We start from the raw sequence: 15298 nt of genomic DNA, 5'->3' as shown, positions 1-15298 counted from the left end.
GATCAAGAGTTGGTTTGAGAGCAGCTTCTGTTTCGGTGTTTGGTTCTAGATCAAGAGTTGGTTTGAGAGCAGCTTCTGTTTCGGTGTTTGGTTCTAGATCAAGAGTTGGTTTGAGAGCAGCTTCTGTTTCGGTGTTTGGTTCTAGATCAAGAGTTGGCTTGAGAGCAGCTTCTGTTTCGGTGTTTGGTTCTAGTTCGGTTCCTATCTCTAACTCTGTCTCGGGTTTGCTTGAGAGCGCTAATTCCTGTTTCGCAGACGGATAAGGAGGTTCGTCTTGGAGAGGTTCTGACTCTGATGCGTTGTCAAGTGTCGAGATTTGCGGGAGTTCTGTTTTGTCTTGAGGGGTTTGATCAGCCAAAGGCTGGTCTTCTTCTGGCTGGGGTTCCCCTAAGAGTCTGGCTATTTGCTGCTTCGTCAGCGTTGCCTGCATCCAGGCTGGCTTGTCTGCTGTCCTGGTCTGAACAATCCTGAGTTGGTTGTTGAATACCGGATCAATTGGCTTACCAAAGCCGTCAAGCATCTCTGTTTGAACGCTAATTGGGCCTGATCCTGAGGGCAGGCCTTTGATCCAGATGGCGTCTTGGTGAGTGACTTGGAAGCTTTCACCATTCACACTCACTTGGAGTCGCCAGCGGCCATCGCCTTCTTTAAGGTTCTGAATAGGAGCATTCCAGATCAACCAGTCCAATAGAAGGGGTTCAGTGTTGCTGAGTTCTGACGGGCTAACGGTGACGAACCAAGGTTCATCTTCTGTCGGTTGAGTTCTTTGCAGAGGTTGTAGCTGATGGAGACGCCATTGCAGGCTGGCCTTGGGATCCTTTACAGCTTCCCCCCAGGGATAAGCGGCGTAGGCGCTAAGTCTGTGACTTCCAGGCTGCAGGCCCTCCATCACAATTCGCAGTTGGGGACCATCTGCCTCGCTTATGCGCAGCGGTGGCTTCTCATCAAGTTGCACTACAACATGGGCACCGAGGCCTAGTTTTGGATCGTTGGCGAGTGGCCAGTCCTTCAAATTGAGCAAGAGCTCCCAGCTCCCCTCATCCTTCAGTACTGTCCCGTCCGTTGGGCTTTCCAGGCTCAGTTGTGGGTGATGCTTGGCTAGTTGCTCTCGTATTTGTTGTACTGCGCCTGGTGGGGCAATCTCTTGCAGAGTTCCAGTTGGCGCTGGCTCGAGCAAGGTTTGAGTCGCTGAACCTTCCCTGTTTTGGTTGTCAAAGGGCCAGCCTGGCAGGGCTTGTGCGGGAGAGAGCCCAGAGATGCTCAGCAGCACAACCAACACCAGGCCTTGCAATAGACGCATGGCCTTCCCATGCCATGACGACAGATTGAACTGATGACGCCGGCTCGAAAGCGGCATTGGAAGGGGGCAAGATTTCGTCATTCTGGGCAGCCACCCGGTGTGGGTAAAAGCGTGGCAACTCCTTGCAAGGCGGCAGTGTTGGATTAGTTGATTGATTTATGTTAATTAGCGCTGAAAATATGCTTCTCTTGCAGTTGTAAACTTACGTGTATTAATGATCCGCTTCTGTCAGCGGCCCTTCTGCAGACGCCAGGCCCCCACTGATTAGCGACCGGATAGAACATTTGTTACTTGCTGTCGTAGTGAGTGGTGCTCAGCTTTATGCTTCTGGAAGCGGTCCCCTTGTAGGGGCCCATAGCTCCAGTGCGAGTCTGAGTTTCGACTTTTGACTTGTGCTGGCGCCCGGTATCAGCACCACTTCGGTGGTGGTGTCTCCGGGGCCCCGGCAAGCCTTTGGGCCTGTCGAAGGGGTGGCCCTCCACCTCGATCCCGTCCCTCGAGGAACCTCTCGATGACCATCAGCCCACCAGAGCGTGGGGAAAAAGCGAAGCCTATTTACGATCAACCAGTCGACCGGGACCACGTTCCAGCCGACTTCGAAAAATTCGAACAACCCGGATTTTTCTCGAAAAGCCTCGCTAAGGGACCAAACTCCACAACCTGGATTTGGAACCTCCACGCTGACGCCCACGACTTCGATACCCACATTGGGGATCTGGAAGAGACCAGCCGGAAGATCTTTTCGGCTCACTTCGGCCATTTGGCCATAGTGTTTATTTGGATGAGCGGTGCCTTCTTCCACGGTGCCCGCTTTTCCAACTACGGCGGCTGGCTAGCCGACCCAACGCACGTGAAAGCAAGTGCGCAGGTCGTTTGGCCAATCGTCGGTCAAGAAATCATGAATGCTGATATGGGTGCCGGTTTTAACGGCATCCAGATCACCTCCGGCATTTTCCAAATGTGGAGGGCCTGGGGCATCACCAGTGAGACCGAGCTCATGGCTCTGGCCACCGGTGCCCTAATCATGGCTGCATTGGTTCTCCATGGAGGAATCTTCCACTACCACAAAGCAGCTCCAAAGCTTGAGTGGTTCAAGAAGATTGAGTCCATGCTTCAGCACCATCAGATTGGTCTGTTTGGTCTGGGTTCAATTGGCTGGACTGGACACCTGATCCACGTTGCCAATCCCACCAACGCCCTTTTGGACGCCATTGATGCTGGTAGTCCGATGGTTCTTGATGGCAAAACCATTGCCAGCGTTGCGGACATCCCCCTGCCTCACGAGTTCTACAATGCAGATCTCGTTGGCCAGATTTACCCCGGTCTTGCTTCAGGCATCGGGAATTTCTTCTCGGCTAATTGGTGGGCCTTCAGTGATTTCCTTACCAACAACGGTGGAGTTAATCCTGTAACCGGCGCCTTATGGAGTACTGACGTTGCTCACCACCATTTGGCATGGGCGGGCTTTTTGATGTTTGGTGGCCACGTATACCGCAATAGATTCGGTATTGGTCACAAGTTGGAAGAGATCCTAGGGAACGTAAAGGGTGACCCCCTCTTGTTCCCAGCACCAAATGGTCACAAAGGTCTCTTTGAGTTCCTCTCCAACAGTTGGCATGCTCAGTTGGCAGTCAACTTGGCCTGCATTGGCTCTGCCAGCATCGTGGTTGCACACCACATGTATGCGCTACCGCCTTATCCATACCTCGCGATTGATTACCCAACAGTTCTTGGGCTATTCACTCACCACATGTGGATTGGTGCCTTGATGATTTGTGGTGCTGCGGCTCACGCTGGCATCGCAGTGATTCGCGACTATGACGTCTCAGTGCACGTCGACAACGTTCTTGACCGTGTGTTCAAGGCGCGCGATGCAATCATCAGCCACCTCAACTGGGTGTGCATGTTCCTTGGCTTCCACAGCTTTGGGCTTTATGTACACAACGACAGCATGCGTGCTTTGGGTCGTTCCCAAGACATGTTCAGCGACTCTGCAATTCAGTTGCAGCCTGTCTTGGCACAGTGGATTCAAAACCTTTGGGCATCGTCTATTGGTACCTCTTCTGTTGTTGGCACGACCCAAGGCTTGCCTGGCGCAGTTAGCGACGTGTTCAACGGAGGAGTTGTAGCAGTTGGCGGCAAGGTGGCTCTGATGGCTATTCCTTTGGGAACAGCCGATTTGATGATTCACCACATCCATGCCTTCACCATTCACGTAACTTGCCTCATCCTTCTTAAGGGTGTGCTCTTTGCGCGCAGTTCCCGTCTTGTCCCTGACAAGGCCAACCTTGGATTCCGTTTCTCTTGCGACGGACCAGGTCGTGGTGGTACCTGCCAGGTTTCTTCTTGGGACCACGTGTTCCTGGGCCTGTTCTGGATGTACAACTCCATCTCGATGGTGATCTTCTACTTCTCGTGGAAGATGCAAAGCGATGTATGGGGCACTGTCAATTCAGATGGCACCGTTACCCATCTCGTTTCAGGCAACTTTGCCCAAAGCGCCATCACTGTGAATGGTTGGTTCCGTGACTTCCTCTGGGCTCAGTCCTCACAGGTGCTCACGAGCTATGGCTCTGGCCTCAGCGGCTATGGCCTGTTGTTCCTGGGTGGCCACTTCGTATGGGCCTTCAGCTTGATGTTCCTGTTCAGCGGCCGTGGCTATTGGCAGGAGCTGTTTGAATCCATTATTTGGGCTCATAACAAGCTCAAGCTTGCTCCCACCATTCAGCCTAGGGCTCTATCCATTACACAGGGCCGTGCAGTTGGTGTAACCCACTTCCTGTTCGGTGGCATTGTGACCACCTGGGCCTTCTTCCACGCCCGCCTTCTTGGGCTCGGCTGACCTTTCCTGACCTTTCCCCACATGGCAACGAAATTTCCTTCGTTCAGCCAGGGTCTGGCACAGGACCCTACAACCCGCCGTATTTGGTACGGCATTGCCACGGCTCACGATTTCGAGAGCCACGACGGCATGACTGAAGAACGGCTTTACCAAAAGCTGTTCTCTACCCATTTCGGTCATCTCGCTGTCATTGGTCTTTGGGTTGCAGGCAACCTGTTCCATGTCGCCTGGCAGGGCAACTTCGAGCAGTGGGTCGCCGACCCACAGAACGTTCGCCCCATCGCTCACGCAATTTGGGATCCTCATTTTGGTCAAGGCATCAGTGATGCCTTGACACAAGCGGGTTCATCCGGTCCAGTAAATCTTTGTTATTCCGGTGTCTACCACTGGTGGTACACCATTGGAATGCGCACCAATACAGAGCTATATCAGGGTGCAATCTTCATTGACATCCTGGTTGCTTGGCTCTTGTTCGGTGGCTGGTTGCATTTGCAGCCAAGATTCCGTCCTTCGCTTGCTTGGTTTAAGAACGCTGAGGCGATGATGAATCATCACCTCGCAGTGCTGTTCGGTTTCACCAACATCGCCTGGACTGGACACCTGATTCACGTGGCTATTCCCGAGTCCCGTGGTCAACACGTCGGTTGGGACAACTTCCTCACAGTTCTGCCACACCCTGAAGGGTTGACCCCCTTCTTTACAGGAAACTGGGGTGCCTATTCACAGAATCCTGATTCCTTGAACCAGGTGTTTGGCAGCTCTGAAGGTGCCGGTACGGCCATCCTTACCTTCCTCGGTGGTGTCCATCCCCAGAGCGGTGCGCTTTGGCTGACTGACATCTCACATCACCATCTGGCGATTGGCGTCTTGATGATCATCGGTGGCCATATGTACCGGAACAGTTTCGGTATCGGTCACACCTTTAAGGAGATTACCGATGGTCACAACACGAATCATCCTAATGATCCTCATAAGGATGGTTTCCGAGAAAAAATCGGTCACTACGGTCTTAACCACACCGGGATCACCGATACGATCAACAACTCACTGCACTTCCAACTGGGTCTTGCTCTTGCCTGTCTAGGTACAGCAGCCAGTCTTGTAGCGCATCACATGGGTGCCTTGCCCTCGTATGCATTTATTGCTCAGGACTACACAACTCAGGCAGCTCTTTATACCCACCATCAGTACATCGCCATCTTCTTGATGTGCGGTGCCTTCTCCCACGGAGCGATCTTCTTCGTCCGTGACTACGACCCTGAGGCCAATAAGGACAATGTTCTTGCACGGGTCTTAGAAACTAAAGAAGCACTGATCAGTCACTTGAGCTGGGTTTGCATGCTCCTCGGTTTCCATACCCTGGCGCTGTATCTCCATAACGATGTGGTGATTGCTTTCGGAACCCCCGAAAAGCAGATCCTTGTTGAGCCCATTTTTGCCCAGTTCCTTCAGGCTGCCAGCGGTAAGGTCATGTACGGCCTTGATGTGCTGCTTGCGAATGCAAATAGTGCACCATCCCTTGCTGCTGCTGGGATGCCTGGTGAGCACTACTGGATGGATCTGGTGAATGCCAGTCCTGAAGTTTCCAACTTCATGCCCATTGGCCCAGGAGATTTCCTGGTTCACCACGGCATTGCCTTGGGTCTTCACACCACTGCTTTGATCTTGATCAAGGGAGCACTTGATGCAAGGGGTTCCAAGCTGATGCCCGACAAAAAGGACTTCGGCTACTCCTTCCCCTGTGATGGACCTGGCCGTGGAGGCACCTGCGACATCTCTGCGTGGGACTCCACTTATATGGCCATTTTCTGGGCATTGAATACCATTGCTTGGGCCACTTATTACTGGCACTGGAAGCACCTTGCCGCCTGGCAGGGCAACATGGCTCAGTTCAATGAGTCCAGTACCCACTTGATGGGTTGGTTCAGGGATTATCTGTGGATTAACAGTTCTCAGATCATCAATGGCTACAACCCATTTGGGATCAACAACCTCTCGCCTTGGGCATTCATGTTCCTGGCCGGCCATTTGGTCTGGGCAACAGGATTCATGTTCCTGATCTCTTGGAGGGGTTATTGGCAGGAGCTGATTGAAACTCTCGTTTGGGCTCACCAGCGCTCGCCGATTGCCAACTTGGTTGGATGGCGTGATAAGCCAGTAGCTCTTTCGATCGTTCAGGCCCGTTTGGTTGGTGTGACTCACTTCGCAGTGGGGAACATCTTTACTTTCGGTGCCTTCGTGATTGCCTCTACATCAAGTAAGTTTGGATAACACCCTTGCTTGCTAGTTAGCCGATTCCATGGCACAAAGATATTCCCCGTCAGGTTTACTTGACGGGGTTTTTTCTTGCCTTATTGGATAGATTCGTTCTTAGAAAATTGGCTTGTACATGCATTTTATTTTTCAGGCTATGCATGGCAATAGCTCGTTAAATCCCTTGAAACTGGACAGCCAAAGTGTTCGGCCTGGATTGGATTAATTGACAAAATGATGACAATTGAAAGCTATCAATAGTTTGTCCATATAACGATAGAGCGCTCCTTCTTAGGCGCTTTGTATGGGCCATCTTGTCCCTGAGTTAATGCGTTCTATTTATACAAGTCAGCTCAAGGAATCTTATTAGGTGGTTTGCTTAGATTAGGCTTTCATTTCTCTTTGCATTGGCAAATGCCAAGATGAGAATGCAGCCCCATTGGCTCTGCCAGTTTATTCACTTTGAGGAGACCTCACTGTCTCTAATCTAATTGTCTATCTCTACTTCAACACGACTTTTTAGGCTCACCACAATCTTCTCAGCGCCTCTTTTGGCAATGCATGTGCTTTGTTGTTGAGGGGGTGTTGCCGTCTCTCCTTAGCGGGGAATGCAATTCCCAAAGTGATTAGCTTATGAGGCCTAGAGGCAGCTTTATTATTTCAACTTTGAAAGACTTTTAATCATTGGCCTTTCATCATGACTTGGAACTCTTGAAGCAATAAAAAACCTGGGGAAGCAATCAAGCCACCCCAGGAGAAGGTTTTTTCCTTTTCGATTTGAGGATGTGAAAACTTCTTGAGTCTTAAGAAGCCCAGACATTCATGGGAACATTCAGCAGTGGTTGCATGTGCAAAGTGTTGCATAGGAACCATGCAAAGGCTGCGCCCGCGCATCCGCCCAGCCAAAAGCCACTTGTGAAGTCGGCCCAGCCTTTCCTTGTGAACAGGTCAGCAGGAGGGTTAGCAACAGTGACGTCCGGTGGTGGCACGGTGGGTGCCTTGCCGGGGACGTTGTAAAGCACTAAAAGAGCAGTAAGGATATGGACTGCTCCAACTGTTGCCAATAAAGCTGCGGTTGTTGCAAAATCGGTGGTTCTTAGCGGACCCATCACTAAGAAGGGACCGTAAATGAAGTAGCCGATCGCGGCCCCAGTTTCCAAACCGCGGAAGTTTGCAGAAATACCCTCGCGGTAGAGGGGAAGATTGTTGACTAAGGCTTTCACGAAGTAGCCACTATTGACTGGAGTGGCCAGGTTCCCGACACAGGGGTCAGCGGCAGGCTGCACAGCCCACTCTTCTACGTGCCCTCGGTCACGGTACTTTTCGTTGAGCTTCTTGGGGCCTAGGGGCAGGTTCTCGTCAGTCATTCGGTATTAGGGGAGTCGGTTGGCTGGGGTTAAGCGTCTACAGCTCAGTCGGTAGCTGTGATATGGCGACCCACTAGGACAATGAAAATTGCAGGTGTCACTAGCACAATCAGGGGTACAAACACCGCAGGCAGCCAGGTGGCAGCAAAATCACTTGTCATGGCGTCAGCCAAAGGTTCCATAGCTACTGTATAGATCGCCTTTGATGAGGGCCGATTCAGGCCCTCTTGGCGACATAAAAGTTCAATCCATCACTATCGGGCTCATCATCGGTTACCGCCGGTTCACCGAGCAATCTTTCAATGAATCAACTGTTTGCTGGTGCTGCTGTTTTAGCTCTCACCCTGGTGCTCTGGGGTTTGGGTAGACGCCCTCGCAAGCTCCTGCTGAGCAGTACCGACGCCAGCAGCGTGGCTGCTTTGAATCGTGTTCAGCTAACCCTAGTTAAGCCTCAATGGCAGGGATCTGAGGATTCCGCTTCGTTGGCCATTGAGAGTCCGGTCACATGGAATTCACCGGCTACGTCTCTTGAACGCCTTGCTCTGCAAAGGCAGCTACGTGAGGCCATGGATGCAGGCCCTGAGCAAAGATTAGAGGCTGTGACCCTGGCAGGCCTCTGGGGTCATGTTTCGGTTATGTCACTGTTGCGGCAGGGGCTGCATGACTCCGATGGCCGTGTTGTCGCTGCCGCAGCGGCAGCAATTGGACGCTATCGGGGCAAATCGCGTGCTGTTGTCATTCAAGAGGCCCCGCCGCCGCGCAATGTCGCCCGTATGCGGTAAATCGGTCGTCCTTGGCTTTCGTGGTAGGTGCGCATGACCAACTCACCCAGTAGTCCAAAGCAGAACAACTGAACTCCTGTCAGGCCAAGCACTACAGCCATGGTGAGTAGTGGTCTGTTGCCGATGTCTTCTCCCATCAGCTTGATCGTCAGTAGATATGTACTGGTCAGCAGGCTCCCGCCCATGGCGACCAACCCGCCGAAGCCGAAGACGTACATCGGTCTGGTCAGAAAGCGCTTCATAAACCACACGGTGAAAAGGTCCATCAACACGCGGAAGGTGCGATCGATCCCGTATTTGCTATTGCCGTATTGGCGTGCACGGTGGTTGACTTTCACTTCGGTGATCAGAGCCCCTTCGATAAAGGCCAAAGCCGGCAGGAAGCGGTGTAGCTCTCCGTAGAGACGCATGTCGGTCAGAATTTCTTTCCGATAGGCTTTCAGTGAGCATCCGTAGTCATGCAGTCGTACACCGGTAACGCGGCCGATCAGGCGATTTGCAATTTTTGAGGGCAGCTTGCGCTTTAGGGCAGCATCCTGGCGTTGATGACGCCAGCCGCTAACGAGGTCGTATCCCTCACGCAACTTCGACAGGAGTAGTGGGATGTCGGCGGGATCGTTTTGGAGATCGCCATCGATGCTGACAATGACTTCACCTTGGGATACGTCGAATCCTGCAGCCATGGCGGCCGTTTGGCCGTAGTTTTTGCGTAGCAGCACGCCAACAAGTTCAGTTTTTTCAGATATCAGCTCTTCCAGCACCTTGGCGGTGCCGTCGGTGGAGCCATCATTTACGAGCACAATTTCGAAGCGTTCACCCGTAGAACGAAGCGCCACAATTAACTGATCCACCAGCTCCGGCAGGCTTTCCTCCTCGTTGTAGAGGGGCACGACGACGGAAAGATCCAGGGGCGAGGTCATGCCGGAGGCCTTTCGCAGTAGAGAGCAACTTAGGCGTTGCGCTTCATGGGAGGGTGGTTCCGTCATGGCAGCGTTCCACTCGGCCCGCTCCGCGTAGCTGGCCTCGATAGTGGCAGGCCACTGGATGGGTGTTGCGGGGATGCAGGCCTTCGCAATGGATTCCGTTGCGACCAAACTCCTTGCCGGAGCTGTGCCAGTAGTGCCCTTCGCTGCGATAAAGCCCAACATGGGTACAGCGTTCTGGCGTACCAAAGAAAAGCAGGTCTCCAGTTTGAAGTCGTTGGGTGTTGTCAGGCTTCACTGCCAGCGGGGTACAGAACCTTTCCTGCTGATAGGCGTCTCGCGGTAGCCAGATGCCTTGACTAGCAAAGGCGGTCTGTATCAGGCCGGAGCAGTCAAAATCTGGCCCTATGCTGCCGCCCCATAGGTAAGTGTTTGGCTGGTTGGCTGCTGCTTCCACCCAGCTCATCACAGCCGCTAGTCGTTGCCGGATCTCTCTGATGACAAGCAGTTGAGGTCGCCAGCTTCCCCGTCGAATGATCTGGCTGTTCACCTCGCTTAGATCAAGCCAGCAGGGGTATCCGTCTTCCATTAGCCGCACCCATAGCCGAGCTAGTGGCTGTTGATATTTGTTGTGCTTCGCTGGATCGAGCACTTCAAAGCTTCGGCCTGCCGTCGCCTGGGTGGCTAGTTCTGCTCCTTCGACACCGGCATAACCGTTAATTCCCCTTTGCAGTTGCCAGCAGCTGCCTGGAGCAAGAAGGTCAGTGGTGATTGGGGTGCCTAGGGTCGGCATTGCCTGAAGTGATTAGCAATGGCGTTCTACCGCCCCGATAGTGCTATGCAGGCTCAGCTAACGGGGCTTTTGGATCGATTGGCGGCAGAGAGGCGCCCTGGCCTTCATAACAGCGTGGCGATCAGCTGGGTTCGTTATGACTGTTCTGATCCAACTCCCGGAAGTGGCTCGGGGGCGGGTTGGTCGGATCAGCGCATTCTTTTCCCTGCCAGTGTTGTCAAGCTTGTCTATGCCCTTGCTGCTGAGGCATGGCTTCAGCAGGACCTGTTGCCAGAGGTCGATGAGCTTCGTCGGGCGATGCGAGACATGATTGCTGACTCGAGTAATGACGCCACAAGCCTTGTGTTGGATCTGCTCACCGGTACGACAAGCGGCCCATCGCTGCTGGGAGAAAGCTGGCAGACTTGGCAGCAGCAGCGCCACCTGGTGAACGACTGGCTGCAAGGGTTGGGCTGGGAAGAGTTGGAAAAGGTGAACTGTTGCCAGAAGACCTGGGGTGATGGACCTTATGGTCGAGAGCGAGATTTTTATGGCGAAGGTCTCGGTAATCGCAATGCGTTAACCACCGCAGCTACAGCTCGCATGCTTGAGTCAGTGATGACTGATGCCTTGGTGTCTCCGTTGGCCTGTAAGCGCCTGCGGCAGCTCCTTTCAAGGTCTATTGATCTCTTGCAGCGCAAGGCGGATCCAGAGAATCAGGTGGATGGATTTCTTGGAGAAGGTTTGCCGGTGGGATCCCGTTTGTGGAGTAAGGCTGGCTGGATGAGTCAGGCTCGTCATGATGCGGCTTGGTGGTCTTTACAAGGAGGCAGACCGATGCTTTTGGTGGTCTTCACTCAAGGAAGGGAGCGAGCTAATGACACAACCCTTTTGCCGGCAATGGCTCGCGAATTGAGCAAGCTATAGGGTTAAAAGAATTGAGGCTACTAAGTAAATTAAACGATAAAAAAAGTTGAGTTTGAGTGAAAGCGGTACAAAACAGCCAATGCATGTCTAAATTATATTTGTCTATATAGATAAAGCCTGTAACAGCAAGTGATCTAGTGAATTCATATCCTTTTATCTTTTTAAAAGTGCTCCCGCTTCTCTCGTTTAGCGGGGCTTGAGTAGATCGATTCAATCAAGTCGGGTAAAGCGGGATTGATTTAGCAAAAATCGACATATATTATACTTGAAGTCAAACGCTAACACATGCTTTGGAATCTAGATACTTAGGCAGAGGAGGCAAATCCTCCTGCTATACCCTATTTAATGAATCGTCTTTAGAGGCGTAAAAATGGTAGAGAATTTGTTAGATGTTTAATACTTTTCAGTCCCAGCTTGGGTAGTTGAGCAAAAAATAATAAGTTTTTTAGATGTGATCATTGCCTGCTTTTGTCGAGCTGGAGAGCCTTTCGCTGAACGTTACGCAGAATTGGACAACGAATTCCTTGCATGCCTTTGCAGTCAAAGCGATTTGCCACGCCACGAAGAAAAATTCTTGCTGATTATTGGACAACTTCTTGGACAACACAAGCTCGCAGCTGGTCCAAATGGCGCAAATCCGTTTGACACGCAGGAACTGTTTGATAGCAGTCGATTAAAGCCGTTTGAGGAGTGCCTGGCACTCTCGGAAACTGACTTTCAACGGAGAGGGAGGGATTCGAACCCTCGACAAGAGTTGCCTCCTGTAACTCCTTAGCAGGGAGCCGCCTTCAACCACTCGGCCACCTCTCCAGCGGCCTGCATACCCTACCAATACCCACATCTAGTGCTTTGTTTTAGTTGTCTGGGTTTGGTGTCAAACCACTAGCCTGGGCAGTCGATGTTTGAAGCTACAAAGCACCTCCCATGGAATTGATCCACTGAGATCACTCCATTGTTGTGGTGTAATGCAGGCGTCGCCGTCCTTGCCTAGGAGGGTCACGATGCTTCCCACCTCTAGGTCGGGGTGATTTGTGGCATCAAGCACGAGTTGATCCATGGTGATGGCGCCAACCTGGGGGAGAAGCTGACCATCGGCTATTGCAGAGATTTGGCCTGATAGGGATCGGCTAATCCCGTCGGCATAGCCGATTCCTACGACTGCTAGGCGACTGGGGCGTCGTGTGGTGAAGCGATGGCCGTAACTCACTCCCACACCTGCAGGCACATCCCTGATGAGTGTCACCCTTGCTTTGACGCTCAGAGCTGGCTGAAGGTCTACTTTCCCTTGTAGTTGCAGGTTGGGGCTGTGGCCATACATAGCCAGGCCAACGCGCACCATGTCGTAGTGGAGTCCGCGATCGCGAAGGGTGCCTGCGGAGTTGGCAAGGTGCCGCACAAATCCATTGTGTTGCTCTGGCAGCGTTCTTAGCACCGCCTCAAAGTGTTGCTGCTGCTGATCAGTCACCATTGCGGCTTCACCTTGGAGATCCCCATCTGCCAGGGCTAAATGGCTATAGATACCCTTTAATTCGAGTTGATTGAGGTGACCTATCGCCTCCACCAGCCTGGGAGCTTCCTTTAACTCGCAGCCGAGGCGGGTCATCCCAGTATCGATTTTGAGCTGAATCCTGAATTGTCGGCCGCTGCCATCTGCAAGGTTTTGGCAGAGCAGAGCCTCTCGCATACTGCTGAGGGTGGGCATGAGTTGCCAATGAAGGCAAGCTTTCAGGTCTTCGCTATGGGTGAGATTGCCTAGCACAAGCACTGGGGCATTGTGGCCGGCTTGACGAAGCTCGATTCCTTCTTGGAGGGTTGCTACCCCAAGGCTTTTTGCTCCTCCTTGCAAGGCGGCTCGGGCTACGGTTACAGCGCCATGGCCATAGCCATCAGCTTTCACCACGGCCATCAGGGCACAATTTTCACAAAGGTGTCTCCGAAGGCTGCGGCAATTGGCTTCCACAGCTGCGGGATTAACTTCCACCCAGGCCCGCTGACGTGGATCGGCTTTTGCCACCTGCTCAGGGTTTTTGCTCCTAGGCAGATCACCGTGTGTGGCGATCAGGTCTCGCATGCTGGCAGGGTAAACAAGGGAATGACTTCACCCTTGGGGTGTCGGTAGCATGGCGCTTAATCAGGGGGCTGGCATGAGCCAGGTTCTCGTTCTCAATGCGTCCTATGAGCCTCTGAACATCACCACCTGGCGACGCGCCCTGGTGATGATGTTCAAGGGCAAGGCGGAGAGCCTGGAACAGGATTCCTCACGCATGATTCGCGAGGACACCATGCTCCCTACGGTGATTCGGTTGCGGCATTTTGTTCGGGTGCCTTTTCGGCAATTGCCACTGACTCGTCGAAATGTGTTTTTTCGCGATGGTCATAGTTGTCAATACTGCGGTTACCAAGGAGAGAAACTCTCCATAGATCATGTGATCCCTCGCAGCCGTGGCGGTAGCGATACCTGGGAAAACGTCACCACGGCTTGCTTGATTTGCAATGTAAGTAAGGGCAGCCGTACTCCTCAGGAGGCTGAAATGCCTCTGCATCGGTTGCCGCGGCGACCACTCAGCAGTCTCAGTTTTGAGGCGACCCGACAGATTCACTCGGGCCGACACAGCGAGTGGGAAAAGTATGTCATCGGCTGGGGCTCTGGTGATACCAGCCTCAACGTCAGCCTTCCTCCTGATGACTGAGTTCTTCCAGTTGATGGCGTTGTTCTTCGGCAATGCAGGCGCCGATCAGCTCTTCCAGCTGGCCAGTCAGCACTGGCTCTAGGGAGAAATTGCGTCCTAATCGGTGGTCAGTCGTGCGATTGTCTTTGTAGTTGTAGGTGCGGATCTTTTCGCTGCGGTCGCCAGTTCCCACTTGAGCTCTTCTCGTTGAGCTTTCACGCGCGTTGGCTTCTGCAATTTGTCTCTCCAGTAACTTCGCTCGCAGGATTTCCATGGCACGCTCTCGGTTCTGCAGTTGGGAGCGTTGCTGGGTGCAGAACACCCTGATACCGGTGGGCTTGTGGAGCAGGTCCACTGCCGTTTCAACCTTGTTGACATTTTGTCCGCCAGCCCCGCCTGAGCGAGCAGTGCTGATTTCTAGTTCGCTGGGATCGATCTGCACTTCCACTGCATCAGCTTCTGGCATCACGGCCACTGTTGCTGTGGAGGTGTGCACACGACCTTGGGATTCTGTAGCAGGAACCCGTTGAACTCGATGCACGCCTGCTTCGAATTTCAGTTGGCTGAAGACGGCATCGCCTTTGATTGAGAGGATTAGCTCACGGAATCCCCCTAGATCGGCCTCTGTTGCACTCAACGGTTGGACTGACCAGCCAATGCGTTGACCGTAGCGCTCATACATGCGGGCTAAATCACCTGCCCATAGGCAGGCTTCGTTTCCGCCTGCACCGGCGCGGATCTCCAACATGACGCTGCGTTGATCACGTGGATCACTTGGGAGTAGGGCCAGGGTGAGGCGTCTCACCAAGATTGTTTTGCGTGCCCCTAGTTGTTGCAACTCTTCCTGGGCTAAAGACTCCATGGCTTCATCACCTCTACTTTCTCGTAGTAGCTGCCTGGTCTCTTGCCATTCCTGCTCCACATGCTGGAGCGCTTCAAAATCGAGTACGAGGGGTTCTAGGCGTGCTCTTTCTCGAGCAATACTTTCAAGAAGTTTGGGATCAGCTGCCACATCGGGATCAGCTAGCTGGCGCTCCAGACTTTGAAAACTGGTCTTGGCTGTTTCCAGCCGAGTGATGAGGGTTGAAGAGTCCATACCCATCAACAGCGGATGTTATTGGCACCCGGCGAAGTCTTTGAGGACAACAGCTCAGTCTTCTTTAGATGTGTTGTCCTTGTTGTTGTTTTTGGCGTCTGGGTTTTTTTCATCCGCAGTGGCATCGGCACTGCCCATGCCGTACTTGCGCATGAAGCGATCCACGCGTCCTTCAGTATCAAGGATTTTCTGGGTACCGGTAAAGAAGGGGTGATTACCACTCCACACATCAACGTGGAGTTCTGGTTGGGTGGACCCGGTGGTCATCACCACCTCTCCATTGCAGATCACCTTTGCGTCGGGATACCAGTTGGGATGAATATCAGGTTTAGGCATATCAGGATCAGGAGATGGCAGGCAGGGGCAA

13 protein-coding genes and 1 tRNA gene are annotated in these 15298 nt (G+C 52.8%); 5 read left to right on the top strand and 9 right to left on the bottom strand.

Annotated elements, in window-relative coordinates; translation table 11 throughout:
• The coding region (locus EV12_RS04900; RefSeq protein WP_241477273.1) for a hypothetical protein at positions 1-1357 on the bottom strand (1357 nt) is incomplete at its 3' end.
• Between the two features lie 454 nt (positions 1358-1811).
• Here EV12_RS04900 and psaA point away from each other — a divergent pair.
• Both psaA and psaB read left to right on the top strand, forming a co-directional pair.
• The gene (gene psaA / locus EV12_RS04895) at positions 1812-4142 is read left to right on the top strand and encodes a photosystem I core protein PsaA (RefSeq protein ID WP_036912725.1); all 2331 of its coding nucleotides are present in this window, start codon (positions 1812-1814) and stop codon (positions 4140-4142) included.
• A 21-nt stretch (positions 4143-4163) separates the two neighbouring features.
• Complete coding sequence (gene psaB / locus EV12_RS04890; RefSeq protein WP_036912722.1) at positions 4164-6413, top strand: photosystem I core protein PsaB; 2250 nt, start codon at positions 4164-4166, stop codon at positions 6411-6413.
• A 785-nt stretch (positions 6414-7198) separates the two neighbouring features.
• On the opposite strand, the gene EV12_RS04885 is transcribed toward psaB, so the two are convergent.
• Positions 7199-7762, bottom strand: coding sequence for a photosystem I reaction center protein subunit XI (locus tag EV12_RS04885; protein ID WP_036912719.1), 564 nt, complete (start codon positions 7760-7762; stop codon positions 7199-7201).
• Positions 7763-7806: 44 nt separating this feature from the next.
• On the bottom strand, positions 7807-7923 hold the full coding sequence (locus EV12_RS04880) for a photosystem I reaction center subunit VIII (RefSeq protein ID WP_011131134.1): 117 nt from the start codon (positions 7921-7923) through the stop codon (positions 7807-7809).
• 141 nt (positions 7924-8064) lie between these two features.
• Here EV12_RS04880 and EV12_RS04875 point away from each other — a divergent pair, with 141 nt between their 5' ends.
• Positions 8065-8544 (top strand): hypothetical protein, encoded by a 480-nt coding sequence (locus EV12_RS04875; protein WP_036912718.1) that lies wholly within the window; start codon positions 8065-8067, stop codon positions 8542-8544.
• Here EV12_RS04875 and EV12_RS04870 read toward each other — a convergent pair.
• Together EV12_RS04870 and EV12_RS04865 are read right to left on the bottom strand one after the other, a co-directional pair.
• Positions 8502-9464: a glycosyltransferase family 2 protein gene (locus tag EV12_RS04870; protein ID WP_036912715.1), complete on the bottom strand. Its 963-nt coding sequence runs from the start codon at positions 9462-9464 to the stop codon at positions 8502-8504. The two genes, EV12_RS04875 and EV12_RS04870, sit on opposite strands and share 43 nt — an antisense overlap.
• Before the next feature lie 43 nt (positions 9465-9507).
• Positions 9508-10260, bottom strand: coding sequence for a C40 family peptidase (locus EV12_RS04865; RefSeq protein WP_036912712.1), 753 nt, complete (start codon positions 10258-10260; stop codon positions 9508-9510).
• An 18-nt stretch (positions 10261-10278) separates the two neighbouring features.
• Here EV12_RS04865 and EV12_RS04860 point away from each other — a divergent pair, with 18 nt between their 5' ends.
• Positions 10279-11166, top strand: coding sequence for a serine hydrolase (locus EV12_RS04860; RefSeq protein WP_036912709.1), 888 nt, complete (start codon positions 10279-10281; stop codon positions 11164-11166).
• Positions 11167-11887: 721 nt separating this feature from the next.
• On the opposite strand, the gene EV12_RS04855 is transcribed toward EV12_RS04860, so the two are convergent.
• Together EV12_RS04855 and alr are read right to left on the bottom strand one after the other, a co-directional pair.
• Positions 11888-11976 (bottom strand) — tRNA-Ser (locus EV12_RS04855).
• A gap of 64 nt (positions 11977-12040) precedes the next feature.
• Positions 12041-13237: an alanine racemase gene (alr, locus tag EV12_RS04850; protein ID WP_036912707.1), complete on the bottom strand. Its 1197-nt coding sequence runs from the start codon at positions 13235-13237 to the stop codon at positions 12041-12043.
• A 73-nt stretch (positions 13238-13310) separates the two neighbouring features.
• On the opposite strand from alr, the gene EV12_RS04845 reads away from it, so the two are divergent.
• Positions 13311-13856 (top strand): HNH endonuclease, encoded by a 546-nt coding sequence (locus tag EV12_RS04845; protein ID WP_036912742.1) that lies wholly within the window; start codon positions 13311-13313, stop codon positions 13854-13856.
• Here EV12_RS04845 and prfA read toward each other — a convergent pair.
• Both prfA and rpmE read right to left on the bottom strand, forming a co-directional pair.
• Positions 13834-14931, bottom strand: coding sequence for a peptide chain release factor 1 (prfA, locus tag EV12_RS04840; protein ID WP_036912704.1), 1098 nt, complete (start codon positions 14929-14931; stop codon positions 13834-13836). The genes EV12_RS04845 and prfA overlap by 23 nt on opposite strands.
• Before the next feature lie 54 nt (positions 14932-14985).
• The gene (rpmE, locus tag EV12_RS04835; protein WP_036912701.1) at positions 14986-15267 is read right to left on the bottom strand and encodes a 50S ribosomal protein L31; all 282 of its coding nucleotides are present in this window, start codon (positions 15265-15267) and stop codon (positions 14986-14988) included.
• Between the last annotated feature and the right edge of the window lie 31 nt (positions 15268-15298).

This window comes from Prochlorococcus sp. MIT 0701 (genome assembly GCF_000760295.1).
GTDB lineage: Bacteria > Cyanobacteriota > Cyanobacteriia > PCC-6307 > Cyanobiaceae > Prochlorococcus.
The sequence above is the reverse complement of the archived record's forward strand: the minus strand, read 5'-3'. Positions and strand labels throughout refer to the sequence as shown.